The following is a 15,409-nucleotide window of genomic DNA, read 5'->3' as shown; positions in this document are numbered from 1 at the left end:
GGGCCAGCCTGGGCGGGCCACGTCAACCCCGGCCGGAGAGGCACCCATGCGCGTACTGATAGCGGCGCCCGCCCTGGACGCCCACTTCAACGGCTGCGTCCCGCTGGCGTGGGCGCTGCGCACAGCGGGACACGAAGTGCGGGTGGCCGCCCAGCCTCCGCTGACCGGCAGCATCACCACTGCCGGGCTCACCGCCGTTCCGGTCGGCCGGGACCCGCGGCTCGCCCAGGTCATGGCCGAGGCGGGCCCGCGGATCTACGCCCACCACGAGGGCCGCGACCTCATGGGCACCCCGGACGGACCGGTGGACGCGGAGTTCCTGCGCACGAGCAACGAGCTGATGACGTCGGCCTTCTACTCGCGGATCAACGACGAGGAGACGATCGACGAGCTCGTCGGATTCTGCCGCGCCTGGCGGCCGGACCTGATCATCTGGGAGACGTTCACCTTCGCCGGCGCCGTCGCCGCGCAGGTCACCGGAGTCCCGCACGCGCGGCTGCTGTGGGGCCCCGACCTCTTCCTGCACATGCGTCAGGCGCTGCTCGGCCATCACGCCCGCGACGGCGTGGATGCCGTCCGCACGCCCGGGGCCGACCCGGTGCGGCACTGGCTCTCGGGCCAACTGGGCCGCTACGGCCTGGAGTTCACCGAGGAGACCATCACCGGCCGGTGGAGCATCGACCAGATGCCGGCGAGCATGCGGCTGGCGGCCGGGCCGCACACCGTGCCCATGCGGTACGTCCCGTACAACGGCCCGGTGCCCGCCACTGTGCCGTCCTGGCTGCGTACCGCGCCCGACCGGCCGCGGATCTGCCTGACCAAGGGCCTGAGCGTGCGCACCATCGACTCCCCCGACGGGCGCGCCGTCTCCGCCGAGGACTTCTTCGCGGCCGTGGCCGACCTCGACGCCGAGATCGTCGCGATCCTCGACGACGCCGAGCGTGCGCGGCTGACCACCGTGTCCGACAACATCCGGGTGGTCGACTTCGCATCGCTGCACGTCCTGCTGCCGACCTGCGCGGCGATCGTGCACCACGGCGGGGCCGGCACCTGGGCGACCGCGGCGGCGCACGGCGTACCGCAGCTCGTGCTGGCCTCGATGTGGGACAACGTCCACCGGGCCCGCCGCACCCAGGAGCTGGGCGCCGGAGTGTTCGTCCCGCCCGCCGAGCTGGACCCGGCCGGACTGCGTTCGGCGCTCGACCGGCTGCTGCACGAGCCGTCGTTCGCCAAGGGCGCGCAGGCACTGCGCGACGAGATGACGGCCGAGCCCACCCCCCACGCGATCGTGCCCGTTCTGGAACGGATGGCCGCACAGCACCCAGTGGCCGCCGCGTGACCGCGCATCCGCTTCCCCCCTGCCCACCCCCCCCCGGCTTGTCCAGGACGATCTCAGGAGGACGAACAGCCATGGCCCTCTTCGCCGTTCTCGCCACCCAGGCCCCCTCGGGCATCAGCGCCGATGAGTTCCGGGCGCGGCTGCCGGAGGGCTTCGCGTACACCCGCAAGCTCGTCGAGCGCGGCGTGATCCGGCACAGCTGGGTCCGCGTGGGCGCCGCCGGCGGGCTGCTCGTCTACGACGTGGCCTCGCACGAGGAACTGCTGACCCACCTCTACGACAACCCGATGAGCCCGCACCTCTCGTTCGAGGTCGTCCCGCTCGCCGAGCCGGGCGCCTTCGACTCGACCTCGTACACGCGGACGTGAGCCGGAGAACGCAGAAGGGGACTGCCCGGTGCCGCAGCATGCGCGCACCGGGCAGTCCCCTTCTGCGGCCGGCGGCCGGACGGGTCAGGCGTCCGGCAGCCGCACGGACAGCGCGTGCCGGAAGACGTCCCGCGGGTCCCAGTGCGCCTTGGCCCGCTGGAGCCGGGGGTAGTTGTCCTTGTAGTAGAGCGTGTGCCAGGGCACGGACGACTTGTTCCACTCGGGGTCGGCCAGGTCGGCATCCGGGTAGTTGATGTACGTGCCGTCGCTCTGTCCGCCGGGTACGGGCACGCCGCCGGTCCGCGCGTACACGTCCCGGTACAGCTGCCGTGTCCAGGCCAGGTGTGTGGCGTCCTCCGCCGGGTCCTGCCACAGAGCCACGTAGAACGCCTTCATCACGGCACCGCGCTGCGCCGTCGCGGTGGCGTGCGGCGGCACCTCGGCCACGCGTCCGCCGTACGACATGAACAGCACGCCGGCGCCGGGGTGGCCGTACTCCGAGTCGGTCAACGCCTGGTGCAGCACGTCGAGTTGGCCGTCGTCGTAACCCTTGAGCAGATAGGCGGCCTTGCCTTTGGAGCGCATGCCGGTCACCGTGTCGGGCAGGGTGGGCTGGAGCATCGACTGGAGCCAGGGCCGGGTCCGCACGGTGTGCGCGGGTCGTGGGCCGACTCCCTCGGAGAGCGCGTCGGTGTAGCTGTGCAGCAGCTTCTCGGCGTGCGGCACGGTGGCGTCCATCTGGGTGCTCATGATGATGACGCCGGACGCGCTGTGCATCACGCCCAGCACGCTGAACAGGCTCGCGTAGGGAGAGCCGGGAGCGCTGTTGCGCTCGTGCCACGCGGCGTGGTTCCGCATCAGCCGCCGGAAGCGCTCGCCGGTCATCTCCTGCCACGACCATGTCACCAGGCTGTCCAGGACGGTGGCCGGCGGGCGCGGGAGCAGCGCGCCGGGCTCGGCGCCGGGCTCGGCGTCCGGCGCCCGCAGCCAGTAGCGGGTGACGACGCCGAAGTTGCCGCCGCCGCCTCCGGTGTGGGCCCACCACAGATCCCGCAGGGGCCCCTCGTCGTCGCGGCTCGCGACCACGGTGCGGGCGGTGCCGGAGGCGTCGACGACCACCACCTCCACCGCGTGGAGATAGTCGACCACACAGCCGTGCAGACGGGTCAGCGGGCCGTATCCACCACCGAGGATGTGGCCGCCGGCGCCGACCGTGGGGCAGGAGCCGCCGGGGATGGTGACGCCCCAGCCCTTGTACAGGGCGCGGTAGAGCGCCCCGAGCTGGACGCCCGGCTCGACGGCGAACGCGCCCATGGCGGGGTCGTAACACACCGCGTCCATCTGGGACATGTCGATGAGGAACCGGGTGTCCGGCCCGTCGACGAAGTCCTCCAGACAGTGCCCGCCGCTGCGCACGGCGATGCGCAGACCGGCGTCGACGGCGTCCTGCACCGCACGGACGGTCTGCTCGGCGCCACCGACGACGCGGATGTGCTCGGGAGTGCCGGTGAAACGGTGGTTGACACCGTTGACCAGGTCGGCGTAGCGGGGGTCGTCGGGGCCGACCGCCACGGGGCCCAGCGCCGGCCGGTGCCGCGCGCCATCGCTCATCTCGTCCTTCTTCCCTCCGTAGGACCGGCCCTCGCCGGGCCTGCTGCCCCGCACACCCCACACGTTCGCCCTCGAATCCGGCTGGACCCGGCGGGCACCCGCTCGTCGAGCGGCTTTCAAGCGGGGCCTCCTACGGTGCGGCCGTGACTGAGGAGATGAAGCACACCCAGTGCAGGACCGTCGTCGTCACCGGTGGCGGGAGCGGCATCGGACGGGCCACGGCCCGGGCCTTCGCCACCGAGGGCGCGAACGTCCTCGTGGTGGGACGCACCCCACAACCGCTGACGGAGACGGCCGACGGGCACCCCGCGATCAGCACCCTGGCCGCCGACATCACCGCGGACGACGGGCCCGACGCCGTCATCACCACCGCGCTGGAGCGGTACGGCCGCCTCGACGTTCTCGTGAACAACGCGGCCCTGGGCGTCCACAGCCCGCTCGAGGACCTCGACACCACGACCCTCGACGCCCAGCTCGCCACGAATCTGCGCGCGCCGGTCCTGCTGACCCGGCGGGCCCTGGACGCGCTCGCCGCGCACTCCGGCACCGTCGTCAACCTCAGCACCGCCGGCTCGCTCGGGCGACGTGCCTGGCCCGGCATGTCCGTGTACGGCGCGACGAAGGTCGCCCTCGACTTCCTCACCCGGACCTGGGCCCTCGAGTTCGCCCCGCGCGGGGTCCGCGTGGTGGGTCTGGCGCCCGGCGTCATCGACACCGGCATGGCGACCCGCAACGGCCTGCCCCCGGAGCACTACGCGGCCTTCATCAAGGAGATGCAGGACCGTATCCCGGCGGGCCGCGTCGGAACTGCCGAGGAGATCGCCTGGTGGATCGTCCAACTGGCCTCGCCGCAAGCGCAGTACGCGAACGGCACCGTGCTGGCGGTCGACGGCGCGCTCTCCGTCCAGTGAACCGCGCAGCAGAGCCGATGCCGTGCGGGCGCCGCGGCCCTTGCGGTCCTCGACCTGCCGTACCAGGGCCGGGTCGGCTCCCGCGATGAGCACGGTGTGGGCGGGTCCGGCACCACTGCCTCGACCGGCGCGGGATCCACGACGAGCCCGGCTGCCGTCCGCGCCGCGACTTGGCCGCCGTGCCTGGTTCACCGGCCACCGCCCCGCCCGGCGTCCCGAGCGGGCTTTGACCCCACCTCAAGCAGCGACCCCTACGGTCGCCCGCGTATTCATCCTGCTTTCGACCGCAGAGAGGGTAACCGTCAGATGACCACGGAGAGCCTTGCCGGGCGCCTCACCCTGTGCGGGACCGCACCTGATACCGAGACAGCCCAGCTGGTGAAGGAAGTCGGGCTGGAACCGATCGTCGCGGTCCTCGTCGACGAGGTGCTGTTCCGCTGCGACGATCCCGTGAACACCACTCCCGTCGACATCGCGCTGGAGGTCGGCCACGGCGAGGAGACCCACCGCACCGTGCTGCGCATGTCCCGTGGCGAACCGATCCGGATCATCGACGGCGACGACCCGTCGGTGGTGATCCGCCGGCACCTGCAGTTCACCCTCACCGACCTGGTGCGCCGCCTGTACGGCCCGCTGCACCGGCAGCACAGCGGTGACTTCACGGACATCTTCCTCCCGGACCGGCCCGACGACCTCAGCCGGCTGCGGAACATCCTCGACTCCACCCACCAGGCGGGCGGGACCCTGCTCTCCGGCTGCACCGGCGAGGCACCCGGCCTCGGCGAGCTCTCCGTGCGGTACGGCTCGGACAAGTGGGCCAGCTTCCACTGGTACACACAGCACTACGAGAACCACTTCGCCAAGTACCGCGACCGTCCCGTGCGCATCCTGGAGATCGGCATCGGCGGGTACGCGAACGACCTGGGCGGCCCGTCGCTGAAGATGTGGAAGCGGTACTTCCACCGCGGAATGGTCTTCGGCCTCGACCTGTTCGACAAGTCCGCACTGGACCAGACCCGGCTCAAGGCGCTCACCGGCGACCAGGGCAACCCCGAGGCCCTGCGGGAACTGGCCGAGGAGTACGGCCCGTTCGACATCGTCATCGACGACGGCAGCCACGAGAACGAGCACGTGCGCGTCTCGTTCGACGCGCTCTTCCCGCACGTGCGGCCCGGCGGGCTGTATGTGATCGAGGATCTGCAGACCTCGTACTGGCCGCGGTTCGGCGGCACCCCGGGGCCGGTGACCGCACCGGACACCTCCGTGGGGCTGCTCAAGCGGCTGCTCGACGACATCCACTACGCGGAGTTCGACCCGAAGCCGCAAGAGCCTCGGACGATCACCCAGTCGGAGGTGATCGGCGTGCACACCTACCACAACATCGCCTTCATCGAGAAGGGCGTGAACGGCGAGACCAGCATCCCCGCCTGGATGGATGACGAAGCGTGGAAGGCGCTGGGTGCCATCACCCCGGAAGAGGGGCGCGAGGAGGCGCAGTCACGATGACCACCACGACCGGCCCCGCCGCCGTCCGCACGGACGAGACCACCGGGCTGCTGACGCAGCTGCGCGAGTACCTCGCTCCGGTCCCGCCGCAACTGAGCATGCCACCGCGGGCGTTCACCGATCCCGGGCTGTACGAGCTGGAGCGCGAGCGGATCTTCCACCGTTCCTGGGTGCTGGTGGGCCACGCCGACCAGTTCGCCTCGCCCGGTGACTACGTGGCCCTGGACATCGCCGGCGAGGCCGTTCTCGTGGCCCGCGGCAGGGACGGTGCCCTGCACGCCTCGTCACCCGTCTGCCGCCACCGGCTGATGCCGCTGGTCGAGGCGGGGCAGGGCAATGCCAAGGACCTCACGTGCCCGTACCACCTGTGGCGGTACGACATGGACGGCCGGCTCATCGCCGCGACCCATATGCGGGGCAACCCCGACTTCGACCCGGCGTCCTGCCGTCTTCCCGGCTTCGCCGTCGAGGAGTGGCACGGCTTCGTCTACGTCAACCTCGATCCGCAGGCCCGGCCGCTCGCCCCGGAACTGGCCGTCGTCGAGAAGGAGATGGAGAACTACCGTCTTGACGACATGGTCCAGGTCTCCACCTGGACCGAGGAGTGGTACTGCAACTGGAAGGTGGCCGTGGAGAACGGCCACGAGAACTACCACGCCCTCGGCTTCCACCCGGAGACCGTCAAGCCGCTGATGACCGGTGGCATCGACATGGAGGTGCACTTCGACTCGCCGGTGGTCTCGCGGCTGCTCAGTCCGGCGGGCAACCCCGTGCGGCCGGCTGTGCTGCCGCTGACCGAGGACGAGCAGAAGGTGCTCTACAGCTTCCGTGTCTTCCCCTGCGGCAGCGTCGCCACGTTCGGCGAGACGATCGCCTGGCTCAGCCTCGTCCCCGCCTCCCTGGACCGCACGGTGGTGCGCGGCGGCACGCTCATGCCGCGGCAGCTCGTCGAGCAGGCCGGCCTGGAGAACCTGCGCGGGCCGCTGGAGGAGTTCACCGCACGGGTCAACGCCGAGGACCGGCAGGGTCTGGAGGCCGTGCAGCGCGGGGTCGGCTCGCGCTACGCCCAGCGCGGCCACCTCAGCCCCAAGGAGCCGGGGGTGCTGGCCTTCTACCGCTCGCTCGCCGAAGCGCTGACGGACTAGGACCAGCCGCCGCAGAGCCCCGGAGACCTCGGGTCGAGGTCTCCGGGGCTCTGTCGTCGCGCCGTGCTACGCCGTACGCACCTGCAGCGGCAGCCTGCTGGGCGCGAGCAGGCCCTCCGGGTCGTGGAACTCGACCGGTTCGGTGCCGGGGACCTCGAACGACTCGTAGCGGGTGAGGAGTTCGGTCAGCACCGCCTTCGCCTCCAGGCGGGCCAGCGGAGCGCCGAGGCAGACGTGCGCGCCCTTCCCGAAGGACAGATGCCGGTTGGAGCTGCGGCCGATGTCGAAGGTGTCCGGATCGGGGAAGGCGTCGCCGTCCCGCGCCGCCGACACCAGGGCCACGCTGACCAGCGCGCCCTTCGGGATGCGGTACCCGCTCAACTCGGTGTCCACGGCCGCCCTGCGGTCCAGCCAGATGAGCGGCGAGCGGTAGCGCAGCACCTCCTCGATGGCCGCGGGCAGCAGCGCCGGGTCCTCGCGCAGCTTGGCGGCCACCTCCGCGTGCTCGTCGAGGCAGAGGACCGCGTTGCCGATCAGCGCGCTCGTGGTGAGGAACCCGGCGATCAGGAGCAGGCCCAGGAAGCCGACGATCTCCACGTCGTCCAGTCGCCTGCCGTCCATGTCGGCCCGGATCAGATCGTTGATCAGCCCGTCGCGCGGCTCGGCCCGGTGCCGCTGCACATGCTGGGTGAGGTAGGCGTTCATCTCGCGGATGTGCGGGGCCATGGCGGCCACGCCCTCCTCGCTGCGGATGGCGTCCACGCCGTTGTCGACGAGCAGCGCGTAGGCCCACCTGCGGAACAGCGTGTGGTCCGACTTGGGCAGGCCCATCACCTCGGCGATGACGGTGACGGGCAGCGGGTGGGCGAGGTCGGCCACCACGTCCAGGGTGTCGCCCCGCGCGTCCACGGCGTCCAGCAGCTCCCGTGCCACCTCCGTGATCCGCGTCTCCAGCCCGGCCACGAAGCGGGGCGTGAACGCCTGGCTGACCAGGCCGCGCAGCTCCCGGTGGCGGGGCATGTCCATGTTCTGGAAGTTGCCCTTCTGGAACGCGATGAGCTCCTCGACGGGCGGCATGAATTCGCTCATGTCGTTGGAGAACGTCTCCGCGTCCTGCATCACCTTCAGTCCGTCCGCGTAGCGGAAGACGCGCCACCGTCCGGACGCCGGGTCATGGCTGACCGGTTCGTCCCGGCGCATCCGCTCGTACCAGGCGAGCGTCTTGCGCATCTCGTCCGAGAAGTGCGGTTCACCCATGGGTTCTCTCCTCGCGTCCCGGGGCCGTGCGCCCCGCCTCCAGCGTCACCGCACAGCTCAACAGGAGCCGCTCGAACCCGGATCGAGCCGGGCACGACAGCGAAACGGCCGGGCGGAGGGTCTCCCTCCGCCCGGCCGCTCGGAGCCGTCCGGCCCGCCCGCACCCTTCCGCTCAGCCGCGCGACACCTCCGCGAAGTCCTTGGCATGGCCGAGGGTGGCACGGCTGTTGGTGCTCAGGGCGTGCTGGACGTACGCACGGGCGTCCGCGACCGTCTTGCCGGCGCCCAGCACCTTCTCGACGGCCTCGGGCCTGATGATGACGGTGTGCTGCGAGGTGACGTCCACGCCGTCGCCCTTCGGCGCGATGGTCCAGCACCCGGTGTGCGCGGTGAGCAGCGCGGGCACCGTGGTCTGCTTGTAGACGATCCGCTCGGTGCCGAAGACCACGCGCACCGACTCGGTGGTGTGCACCGAACCGTCCGCCGCCTTGGTGTCCATCGCCATGATCTGCACTCCGGGCTCCGCCTCGGTGAAGTCGAGCCGGGCGACGTGCGGAAGCCGCTCGGGCCACAGGTCGGCGCGGTTGAGGAAGTCGAAGACACGGGTGCCGTCTTCCGCGATGTGCACGGTGTCCGCGAACTCGAACATCACCTCGTCGAGCGAGGCACAGTCCTCGGCGACGCGCTTGATGCCGGCCAGTTCGGCCGCGCTGTTGCGGTCCAGCGCGCTGTTGACCCAGGTCACTCCGTCGGGGTCGTCGCCGACGACGGTGAAGTCGTGGCGCAGCTCCAGTCGGCAGCGGGCGTCGCCCTCGGCGAGCACGACCCAGGTGCCGCCCATCGAGGCGACGGGCGGGGTGGAGATCTCCTGCCGGAAGGTGACGGTCAGCCGTGCACGGTCCAGTTCCCGGCGTGAAGTCCAGTTCTTGACGGAGCCGTTGGCGGTGGCCCAGATGTGGATGTGTTCGGTGCCCTCGCCCTTTCCGAGGTGTTCGACGTGCACGTTCGGGGCGAAGAACTGCGGCCAGCGCGTCACGTCGGCGATGATCTCGTAGACCGTCTCCGCCGGCGCGTCGATCTCGGCCGTGTGCAGGGCAGCGTGCCTGTCGGACACGTGAATCGTCCCTTCCTGGTCGATGCTCAGTAGTTTCCGAGCCCACCGCAGACGTTGAGCGCCTGCGCGGTGATGGACGCCGCGGTGTCGGTGGCGAGGTAGCCGACGAGACCGGCCACCTCCTCGGCGGTGGAGTAGCGGCCGAGCGGGATCTTCGCCTGGAAGCGCTCCAGCACGTCGTCCTCGGTGGTGTTCCAGGCGGCCGCGTAGCCCGAACGCACCCGCTGGGCCATCGGCGTCTCGACGTAGCCGGGGCACACCGCGTTGACGGTGATGCCGGTCTGGGCCAGTTCCTTGCCGACGGCCTTGGTGAAGCCGATCACGCCGTGCTTGGACGCCGAGTAGGGCGCCGCGAGCACCACCCCCTGCTTGCCGCCGGTGGAGGCGATGCTGATGATCCGGCCCCAGCCGCGGTCCTGCATCCCGGACTGGTTGAGCACCTCCCGGGTGACCAGGAAGACGCTGTTGAGGTTGGTGTCGACCACGTCGTACCACAGCTCGTCGGCCAGCTCGGCGGTCACTCCGCCGCCGTTGCGGCCCGCGTTGTTCACCAGCACGTCGATACGGCCGTAGGACTCGACGGCGGAGCGCACCAGCGACCGCACCGAGTCGAGGCGGCGCACGTCCGCCGGTGCGCCGTCCGCCTCGAGGCCCGCGGACCGCAGTTCCTCCACGGTCCGCTTGACCGCGTCCGCGTCACGGGCACAGACGAAGACGGCCAGGCCGCTCCTCGCCAGGTCCCTGGCCACGGCCAGGCCGATCCCGCTGGTGGCTCCCGTGATCAGAGCGACCCGCCGTTCCTCTGCCGCCATCTTGAGCACTCCCCTTTGGACGTTGGTGGCGTTCACCGTGACCGGACGGCCTCGAAACGGGGTCGAAGAGCGCTGGACGAGGCCGTGACGGCCGGCGGGGCGGGGCTCCAGCAGGCGTCGAGGGAGCGTGAAGGTCGCGGCCCCACCATCGTCGAAACCACGTCCATGTCTTTCGCGTCTCGCGCGTCTTGCGCACGCATCCGCCAGGAGGGGACACGCACATGACCGTCACCGGCACCATTCCCGCCGACCCCGCATTCGCCGTGCTGTACCAGCACATCCAGCAGTTCTACGCGCAGCAGATGCAGTTGCTGGACGACGGCGAGGCCGAGCGGTGGGCCGAGACCTTCACCGAGGACGGCGTCTTCGACGGCAACGCGTTCGCGGAGCCCGCCGTGGGCCGTTCCGTCATCGCCGCCGCGGCCCGCAGGGCCGTGGACGACTACACGGCCCGCGGCATCCAGCGCCGGCACTGGCTGGGCATGCTGTGGGTGCAGCCGCAGCAGTCGGACGAGGTGCTGGTGACCTGCTACGCGCAGGTGCTGGAGACACCGCGCGGCAGGCGCCCGGAACTGCGCGCCAGCACCGGCTGCCGCGACCTGCTGGTGCGCGGTGAACGGGGCTGGCTGGTCAAGCACCGTCACATCCATCGCGACGACCTCGACTGACCCGGTCGGTCCCGGAGACGACGTCGTCCGCCCGGAGCTCGGTGAGCTCCGGGCGGACGACGTCGTGCGGGTGCCGGGATCAGGCGGCGGCCCCCAGCGACTCGTTGACGAAGGCCAGCAGCTGCCGCGGTGTGGTGGCCTCGGCGATGGTCTCGTCGGGAAGGCTTATGCCGTACTCGCGCTCGATACTGCCGGCGGTCTGGAGGACGGCCAGGGAGTCGTATCCCAGATCGGTGAAGGAGGTGTCGAGGACGTCGCCCTCCAGGTCCACCCCCTCCTCCTCGCCCGCGCACTCGCGCAGCAGGCGGGTCAGCTGGTCCAGCGTCATCTCAGCCATCACAGGGCCCTTTCAATGTGTGGTGCGGATCGGTGTGCGGGATCGGTGTGCGGGATCAGTGGGATGCGTCGGCGCGGTCCTGCGTCACCACCACCGCGGCGTTGAACCCGCCATGGCCGCGGGCGAGCACCAGGGCGGCACGGACCGGGCGCCGGCGGGCGGACGTGACGAGGTCGAGCGCATAGCCGTCGGCGGGGCGGGCGACGTTCACGGTGGGCGGTATCACCGCATCCCGCAGCGACAGCAGGGCCGCGCCGAGGTCCAGTGCGGCGCCGCCCGCGGCCAGCCGCCCCGTCATCGTCTTGGGCGCCGTCACGGGGACCCCGTACGGTCCGAAGACGCGGCCGATCGCCTCCGCCTCCTGCCGGTCGAGCTCCGGGAGACCGGCCGCGTCGGCGAACACCACATCGATGTCCTCCGGGGCGAGTCCCGCCTCGTCCAGGGCGAGTTCGGCGGCGCGGCGCAGTCCCGGTTCTTCGCCACGGCGCGGCGCCGGGTCGAAGGTGGACGCGTATCCGGCGAGCCGGCCGTAGACCCGGGCGCCGCGTTCCCGGGCGGCGCCCGCCTCCTCCAGCACGAGGATGGCGCCGCCTTCGCCGGGCACATGGCCGCGGGCCTCGTCGCTGAACGGCAGGTAGGCGCGGCCGGGATCGTCCGCTGTGCTCAGCCGTCCGCCGGAGAGCTGAGCGGTCCAGCCCCAGGGGCAGACGGCACCGTCCACGCCTCCCGTGACCATCATGCTGCTGCCCTTGCGCAGCTGACGGCGGGCCTGGGCGACCACGTCGAGGCCGCCCGCCTGCTCGGTCACCAGCACACCGCTGGGCCCGCGCAGCCCGTGGCGGATGGAGATCTGCCCGGTGTTGACGGCGTAGAACCAGGCGAACGACTGGTACGCGCTGACGTACTGGCCGCCTTGGCCGCGCAGGGCCTGCAGCTCGCGCTGGCCGAACTCGAACCCGCCCGCCGAGGCCGCGGTGACCACGCCGGCGGCGAACTCGGGCAGCTGCGCCGGGTCCGCCTTGGCGTCGGTCAGCGCCTCCTCGGCCGCGGTGAGCGCGAGCCGGGTCATGTGGTCGGTCTGCGGCAGCAGCCTGCTGGGGATGTGCTGCTTCGGGTCGAAGTCCGGTACCTCGCCCGCGAGTGTCGCCGGGTATCGGGAGGCGTCGAAGCGGGTGACGGGGCCGATGCCGCTGTGCCCCGCCAAGGTGGCGTCCCACCAGGCCTCCGTGCCCAGGCCGTTGGGTGCCGTCACCCCGATCCCGGTGAAGACCGGCGGCTCGGTGCCAGAGTCCGTCATGCCGCGGGCCTCCGTTCGGGCCGGGTGAGGACCATGGCGCTCTGGAAGCCGCCGAAGCCGCTGCCGACGCTGAGCACCGTGTCCACGCGCGTCTCCCGGGCGGTGAGCGGGGTGTAGTCCAGATCGCACTCGGGGTCCGGCTCGTGCAGATTGGCGGTCGGCGGAATGAGACCGTGCTCCATGGCGAGGGCCGATGCCGCGATCTCCAAAGACCCGATGGCACCCAGGGAGTGCCCGATCATCGACTTCACCGAGCTGACGGGCGTCTCGTAGGCGTGGCGTCCCAGGCTGCGCTTGAAGGCCGCCGTCTCGTGCCGGTCGTTCTGCTTGGTGCCGGAACCATGTGCGTTGATGTAGTCCACCTCGTCCGCGCCGATCCTGGCCTCGTCGAGGGCGACGGTGATCGCCTCGGCCATCTCGGCACCGTCCGGGCGCAGGCCGGTCATGTGGTAGGCGTTGCTGCGGGAGGCGAAGCCGGCGATCTCCGCGTAGACGTGCGCCCCGCGGGCGCGCGCCTGCTCCAGCTCCTCCAGCACGAACACCGCCGAACCCTCCCCGAGGACGAAGCCGTTGCGCGTGCGGTCGAAGGGCCGCGAGGCGTGCTCCGCATCGTCGTTGCGCGGTGTGGTCGCCTTGATCGCGTCGAAGCAGGCGACGGAGATCGGCGAGATGGGGGCGTCGGTGGCGCCCGCGATCACCACGTCGGCGCTGCCCTCCCTGATCAGCTCCGCGGCGTGCCCCACCGCGTCCAGCCCCGAGGTGCAGCCGGTCGACACCAGCGCGGTCGGCCCCTGCGCGTTCACCTTCCAGGCCACCTCGGCGGCGAAGGAGCTGGGCACGAAGTAGCCGAACAGGTGGGGTACGGCGTACTCGTGGTCGACGTGCCAGTGCGCACCACCGTCGCTGACCACGTCGTACTCGACGTCCAGGCCGGTCGTGGCGCCCACCGCGCTGCCGAGGGTGACGCCGATGCGATGCGGGTCCAGGGAACCCACGTCCAGGCCGCTGTCGGCGACCGCTTCCCCGGCGCTGACCACGGCGAACTGGGCCGCTCGGTCCATCCGCCGGATCTCCTGCGGGTTCAGGCCCGCCGCTGCGGCGTCGAAATCCACCTCGGCCGCGATCCGGGAGCGGAACGAAGAGGCGTCGAACAGGGATATCGGCCGGGTGGCGGTACGGCCCTCGGACAGCAGCGACCAGAAGGCCTTGGTCCCCCCACTGCCTCCCGGGGCGACCACCCCGATGCCGGTGATGGCCACACGCCTGCTCATCGCGGACCGCCTGTCCGCCCTGTCTCCGACTGAGCCGCCCGGCTGTGGTGACGGACGCGCGCTGTCTTCACGAGCCTTTCCTCTCTGCTCGGTGCTCTGTGGGTTCGACGGTGCTCCGGGACCCTCAATTCGTGCTCGACCCGCAGCGGAACCCGCTCGCCAGGCGGTCGATCTCCTCCCGGAGCAACACCGGCAACAGCCGTTCGCGTACGAACAAGTGGCCGCCCGGCACGGTCCGCATCGTGAATCCCGCGGACGCGTACCGCTGCCACTCCGCGACCCACGCAGCCGGTGCCACGGTGTCCTCGGTGCCCGCGATGGCCAGGACCGGGCCCGGGAGCGGGCCGGTGCCGCAGACGCGGAGTGCCTCGGCGAGCCGGAGGTCGTCCCGGAGCACCGGCAGTGTGCTGCGCCGCCAGATTCCCGCCGCAGGCCCGGCCAGTACGCCCGGTGGCAGCATCTCGTGCGCCGCCAGGCGCTCCACGAGTTCCTCGTCGGACACCAGGGCGGGCGAGGGGGGCAGCAGCGGAGAGGGACGGTGCGGCGGCAGTACGGCCCCCAGGACGACATGCTCCGGTGCGCCCAGTCCCGAGGCCGCCACCGCCTGTGCGAACGCGTGCGCGACATAGCCGCCGAGGCTGTGTCCATACAGCATGAAGGGACGGTCGAGCAGTGGTTCGAGCTGTTCCATGAGCAGGGCGAGGAGTGGTTCGGCGGCGGTCACACGGGGTTCGCGGACCCTGCTGCCCCGGCCGGGCAGCAGCACCGGGATGATCTCGGCGATGTCCCGGAGCTCGTCCTGCCAGCGGGCGAAACAGGAGGTGCCCGCACCGGCGTGCGGGAAACAGAACAGCCGCACCCGCCGAGTCACTCGTCCACCAGCGCCACGGCCCGGGCCCAGCCCGCTCCCCCGCGCTTGATCTTCACCGGGAAGCAGGCGACCCGGAAACCGCTCGGTCCGGGCAGCGTGTCGAGCCGGCTCAGCCGCTCGATCTGGCAGTACTCCCTGCGGCGCCCCGCGAAATGCGCCGGCCACAGCACCGAGGAGTCGCCGGTCTCCTGATACTTCTGGATCATGTGTCCGAACGGCGCGTCGAGGCTCCAGGCGTCGGTGCCGATCACGCGCACACCGAGGTCCAGCAGGAAGTCGGTGGCCGGACCGTCCAGGCCGGCGAACCGGGTGAAGTAGTCCGGGGTCCCCGCGTACCGGTCCGCGCCGGTGCGCAGCAGGACGATGTCGAGCGGCGCGGGCCGGCAGCCGGTCCGGGCCAGCTCCTCTTCGATCCTGTCGACACCGATGACTCCGGTACCGACGTCGCTCACGTCCAGCAACAGTCCGGGGCGCAGAAACCAGTCCAACGGCATTTGGTCGATGTCCCGGGGCGTGCCGTACTCGCCGACCGAGCCGTAGTGCGAAGGCGCGTCCACGTGCGTGCCGGTGTGGCTGGTGAGCGTCAGCGTGTCGAGGGAGAGCAGCTCGCCCCCGGGCAGTGCGGAAGGATCGAATTCCACTGCGAAGTGCTTCTTCATCTCCTCGCTCATGTGCACGGCGCCCTCCGCGGGCGTCATGATCTCGTGGCGGATCGGGTCCGGTTCCCAGCCGTCCGCGTCGATCGGTGACGACAGGTCGATGATGCGCATCGTGCCCCCCAGGTCCGTGCCTCCGCTTCCGCCCTTCGGACAGCGGAACAGTGGGCAGAACAGTGCGCGCACGACCTCGAATCGAAATCGAGGCACGACACAGGCCGGTGCACGGCCGGGCAGGGCGGGGGC

15 protein-coding genes are annotated in these 15,409 nt (G+C 71.3%); 6 read left to right on the top strand and 9 right to left on the bottom strand.

Going from position 1 to position 15,409, the window contains the following annotated elements:
- The first annotated feature begins 46 nt into the window (after nt 1-46).
- Complete coding sequence (locus tag ACFY1U_RS02425) at nt 47-1,339, top strand: activator-dependent family glycosyltransferase (protein WP_390692272.1); 1,293 nt, start codon at nt 47-49, stop codon at nt 1,337-1,339.
- 71 nt (nt 1,340-1,410) lie between these two features.
- Nucleotides 1,411-1,707, top strand: a complete 297-nt coding sequence (locus ACFY1U_RS02420) for a muconolactone Delta-isomerase family protein (protein WP_390692271.1) — start codon at nt 1,411-1,413, stop codon at nt 1,705-1,707.
- A gap of 84 nt (nt 1,708-1,791) precedes the next feature.
- Here the strand turns inward: ACFY1U_RS02420 and ACFY1U_RS02415 are convergent, their stop codons facing one another.
- Nucleotides 1,792-3,318: an FAD-dependent oxidoreductase gene (locus ACFY1U_RS02415; RefSeq protein WP_390692270.1), complete on the bottom strand. Its 1,527-nt coding sequence runs from the start codon at nt 3,316-3,318 to the stop codon at nt 1,792-1,794.
- 143 nt (nt 3,319-3,461) lie between these two features.
- On the opposite strand from ACFY1U_RS02415, the gene ACFY1U_RS02410 reads away from it, so the two are divergent.
- From ACFY1U_RS02410 to ACFY1U_RS02400, 3 genes are all read left to right on the top strand, one after another.
- On the top strand, nt 3,462-4,229 hold the full coding sequence (locus ACFY1U_RS02410) for an SDR family NAD(P)-dependent oxidoreductase (RefSeq protein ID WP_390692269.1): 768 nt from the start codon (nt 3,462-3,464) through the stop codon (nt 4,227-4,229).
- A gap of 306 nt (nt 4,230-4,535) precedes the next feature.
- Nucleotides 4,536-5,735, top strand: coding sequence for a hypothetical protein (locus ACFY1U_RS02405; RefSeq protein WP_390692268.1), 1,200 nt, complete (start codon nt 4,536-4,538; stop codon nt 5,733-5,735).
- Nucleotides 5,732-6,880: an aromatic ring-hydroxylating dioxygenase subunit alpha gene (locus tag ACFY1U_RS02400; protein WP_390692267.1), complete on the top strand. Its 1,149-nt coding sequence runs from the start codon at nt 5,732-5,734 to the stop codon at nt 6,878-6,880. Before ACFY1U_RS02405 ends, ACFY1U_RS02400 begins: the two co-directional genes overlap by 4 nt.
- A 66-nt stretch (nt 6,881-6,946) precedes the next feature.
- On the opposite strand, the gene ACFY1U_RS02395 is transcribed toward ACFY1U_RS02400, so the two are convergent.
- From ACFY1U_RS02395 to ACFY1U_RS02385, 3 genes are all read right to left on the bottom strand, one after another.
- Nucleotides 6,947-8,137 carry a cytochrome P450 gene (locus tag ACFY1U_RS02395; protein WP_390692266.1) on the bottom strand — a complete coding sequence of 397 codons (1,191 nt, stop codon included), beginning with the start codon at nt 8,135-8,137 and terminating at the stop codon, nt 6,947-6,949.
- Nucleotides 8,138-8,309: 172 nt separating this feature from the next.
- Nucleotides 8,310-9,251 carry an aromatase/cyclase gene (locus ACFY1U_RS02390; protein ID WP_390692265.1) on the bottom strand — a complete coding sequence of 314 codons (942 nt, stop codon included), beginning with the start codon at nt 9,249-9,251 and terminating at the stop codon, nt 8,310-8,312.
- A 26-nt stretch (nt 9,252-9,277) separates the two neighbouring features.
- Entirely contained in the window at nt 9,278-10,063 is a 786-nt protein-coding gene (locus tag ACFY1U_RS02385; protein ID WP_390692264.1) for an SDR family NAD(P)-dependent oxidoreductase, read from the bottom strand.
- A 221-nt stretch (nt 10,064-10,284) separates the two neighbouring features.
- Between ACFY1U_RS02385 and ACFY1U_RS02380 the strand changes: the two genes are divergently transcribed.
- Complete coding sequence (locus ACFY1U_RS02380; protein ID WP_390692263.1) at nt 10,285-10,731, top strand: nuclear transport factor 2 family protein; 447 nt, start codon at nt 10,285-10,287, stop codon at nt 10,729-10,731.
- 79 nt (nt 10,732-10,810) lie between these two features.
- Here the strand turns inward: ACFY1U_RS02380 and ACFY1U_RS02375 are convergent, their stop codons facing one another.
- The 5 genes from ACFY1U_RS02375 to ACFY1U_RS02355 all read right to left on the bottom strand — a co-directional run bounded on the left by ACFY1U_RS02375 (nt 10,811) and on the right by ACFY1U_RS02355 (nt 15,277).
- On the bottom strand, nt 10,811-11,068 hold the full coding sequence (locus tag ACFY1U_RS02375) for an acyl carrier protein (RefSeq protein WP_390692262.1): 258 nt from the start codon (nt 11,066-11,068) through the stop codon (nt 10,811-10,813).
- Nucleotides 11,069-11,123: 55 nt separating this feature from the next.
- The gene (locus ACFY1U_RS02370) at nt 11,124-12,365 is read right to left on the bottom strand and encodes a ketosynthase chain-length factor (RefSeq protein ID WP_390692261.1); all 1,242 of its coding nucleotides are present in this window, start codon (nt 12,363-12,365) and stop codon (nt 11,124-11,126) included.
- Nucleotides 12,362-13,636 (bottom strand): beta-ketoacyl-[acyl-carrier-protein] synthase family protein, encoded by a 1,275-nt coding sequence (locus ACFY1U_RS02365; protein WP_390692260.1) that lies wholly within the window; start codon nt 13,634-13,636, stop codon nt 12,362-12,364. Before ACFY1U_RS02365 ends, ACFY1U_RS02370 begins: the two co-directional genes overlap by 4 nt.
- Before the next feature lie 124 nt (nt 13,637-13,760).
- Nucleotides 13,761-14,507 carry a thioesterase II family protein gene (locus tag ACFY1U_RS02360; protein ID WP_390692259.1) on the bottom strand — a complete coding sequence of 249 codons (747 nt, stop codon included), beginning with the start codon at nt 14,505-14,507 and terminating at the stop codon, nt 13,761-13,763.
- Nucleotides 14,504-15,277: a cyclase family protein gene (locus ACFY1U_RS02355; RefSeq protein ID WP_390692258.1), complete on the bottom strand. Its 774-nt coding sequence runs from the start codon at nt 15,275-15,277 to the stop codon at nt 14,504-14,506. The genes ACFY1U_RS02360 and ACFY1U_RS02355 overlap by 4 nt, the downstream gene beginning before the upstream one ends.
- Between the last annotated feature and the right edge of the window lie 132 nt (nt 15,278-15,409).

Origin of the sequence: Streptomyces sp. NPDC001351, assembly GCF_042896045.1 — a bacterium.
GTDB lineage: Bacteria > Actinomycetota > Actinomycetes > Streptomycetales > Streptomycetaceae > Streptomyces.
The sequence above is the reverse complement of the archived record's forward strand: the minus strand, read 5'-3'. Positions and strand labels throughout refer to the sequence as shown.

Bases quoted from the DNA above. Each gene is read 5' to 3' on its own strand.
- ACFY1U_RS02425 (WP_390692272.1), top strand. From the start codon at position 47: ATGCGCGTACTGATAGCGGCGCCCGCCCTGGACGCCCACTTCAACGGC.
- ACFY1U_RS02420 (WP_390692271.1), top strand. From the start codon at position 1,411: ATGGCCCTCTTCGCCGTTCTCGCCACCCAGGCCCCCTCGGGCATCAGC.
- ACFY1U_RS02415 (WP_390692270.1), bottom strand. From the start codon at position 3,318: ATGAGCGATGGCGCGCGGCACCGGCCGGCGCTGGGCCCCGTGGCGGTC.
- ACFY1U_RS02405 (WP_390692268.1), top strand. From the start codon at position 4,536: ATGACCACGGAGAGCCTTGCCGGGCGCCTCACCCTGTGCGGGACCGCA.
- ACFY1U_RS02400 (WP_390692267.1), top strand. From the start codon at position 5,732: ATGACCACCACGACCGGCCCCGCCGCCGTCCGCACGGACGAGACCACC.
- ACFY1U_RS02395 (WP_390692266.1), bottom strand. From the start codon at position 8,137: ATGGGTGAACCGCACTTCTCGGACGAGATGCGCAAGACGCTCGCCTGG.
- ACFY1U_RS02385 (WP_390692264.1), bottom strand. From the start codon at position 10,063: ATGGCGGCAGAGGAACGGCGGGTCGCTCTGATCACGGGAGCCACCAGC.
- ACFY1U_RS02380 (WP_390692263.1), top strand. From the start codon at position 10,285: ATGACCGTCACCGGCACCATTCCCGCCGACCCCGCATTCGCCGTGCTG.
- ACFY1U_RS02375 (WP_390692262.1), bottom strand. From the start codon at position 11,068: ATGGCTGAGATGACGCTGGACCAGCTGACCCGCCTGCTGCGCGAGTGC.
- ACFY1U_RS02370 (WP_390692261.1), bottom strand. From the start codon at position 12,365: ATGACGGACTCTGGCACCGAGCCGCCGGTCTTCACCGGGATCGGGGTG.
- ACFY1U_RS02365 (WP_390692260.1), bottom strand. From the start codon at position 13,636: ATGAGCAGGCGTGTGGCCATCACCGGCATCGGGGTGGTCGCCCCGGGA.
- ACFY1U_RS02355 (WP_390692258.1), bottom strand. From the start codon at position 15,277: ATGCGCATCATCGACCTGTCGTCACCGATCGACGCGGACGGCTGGGAA.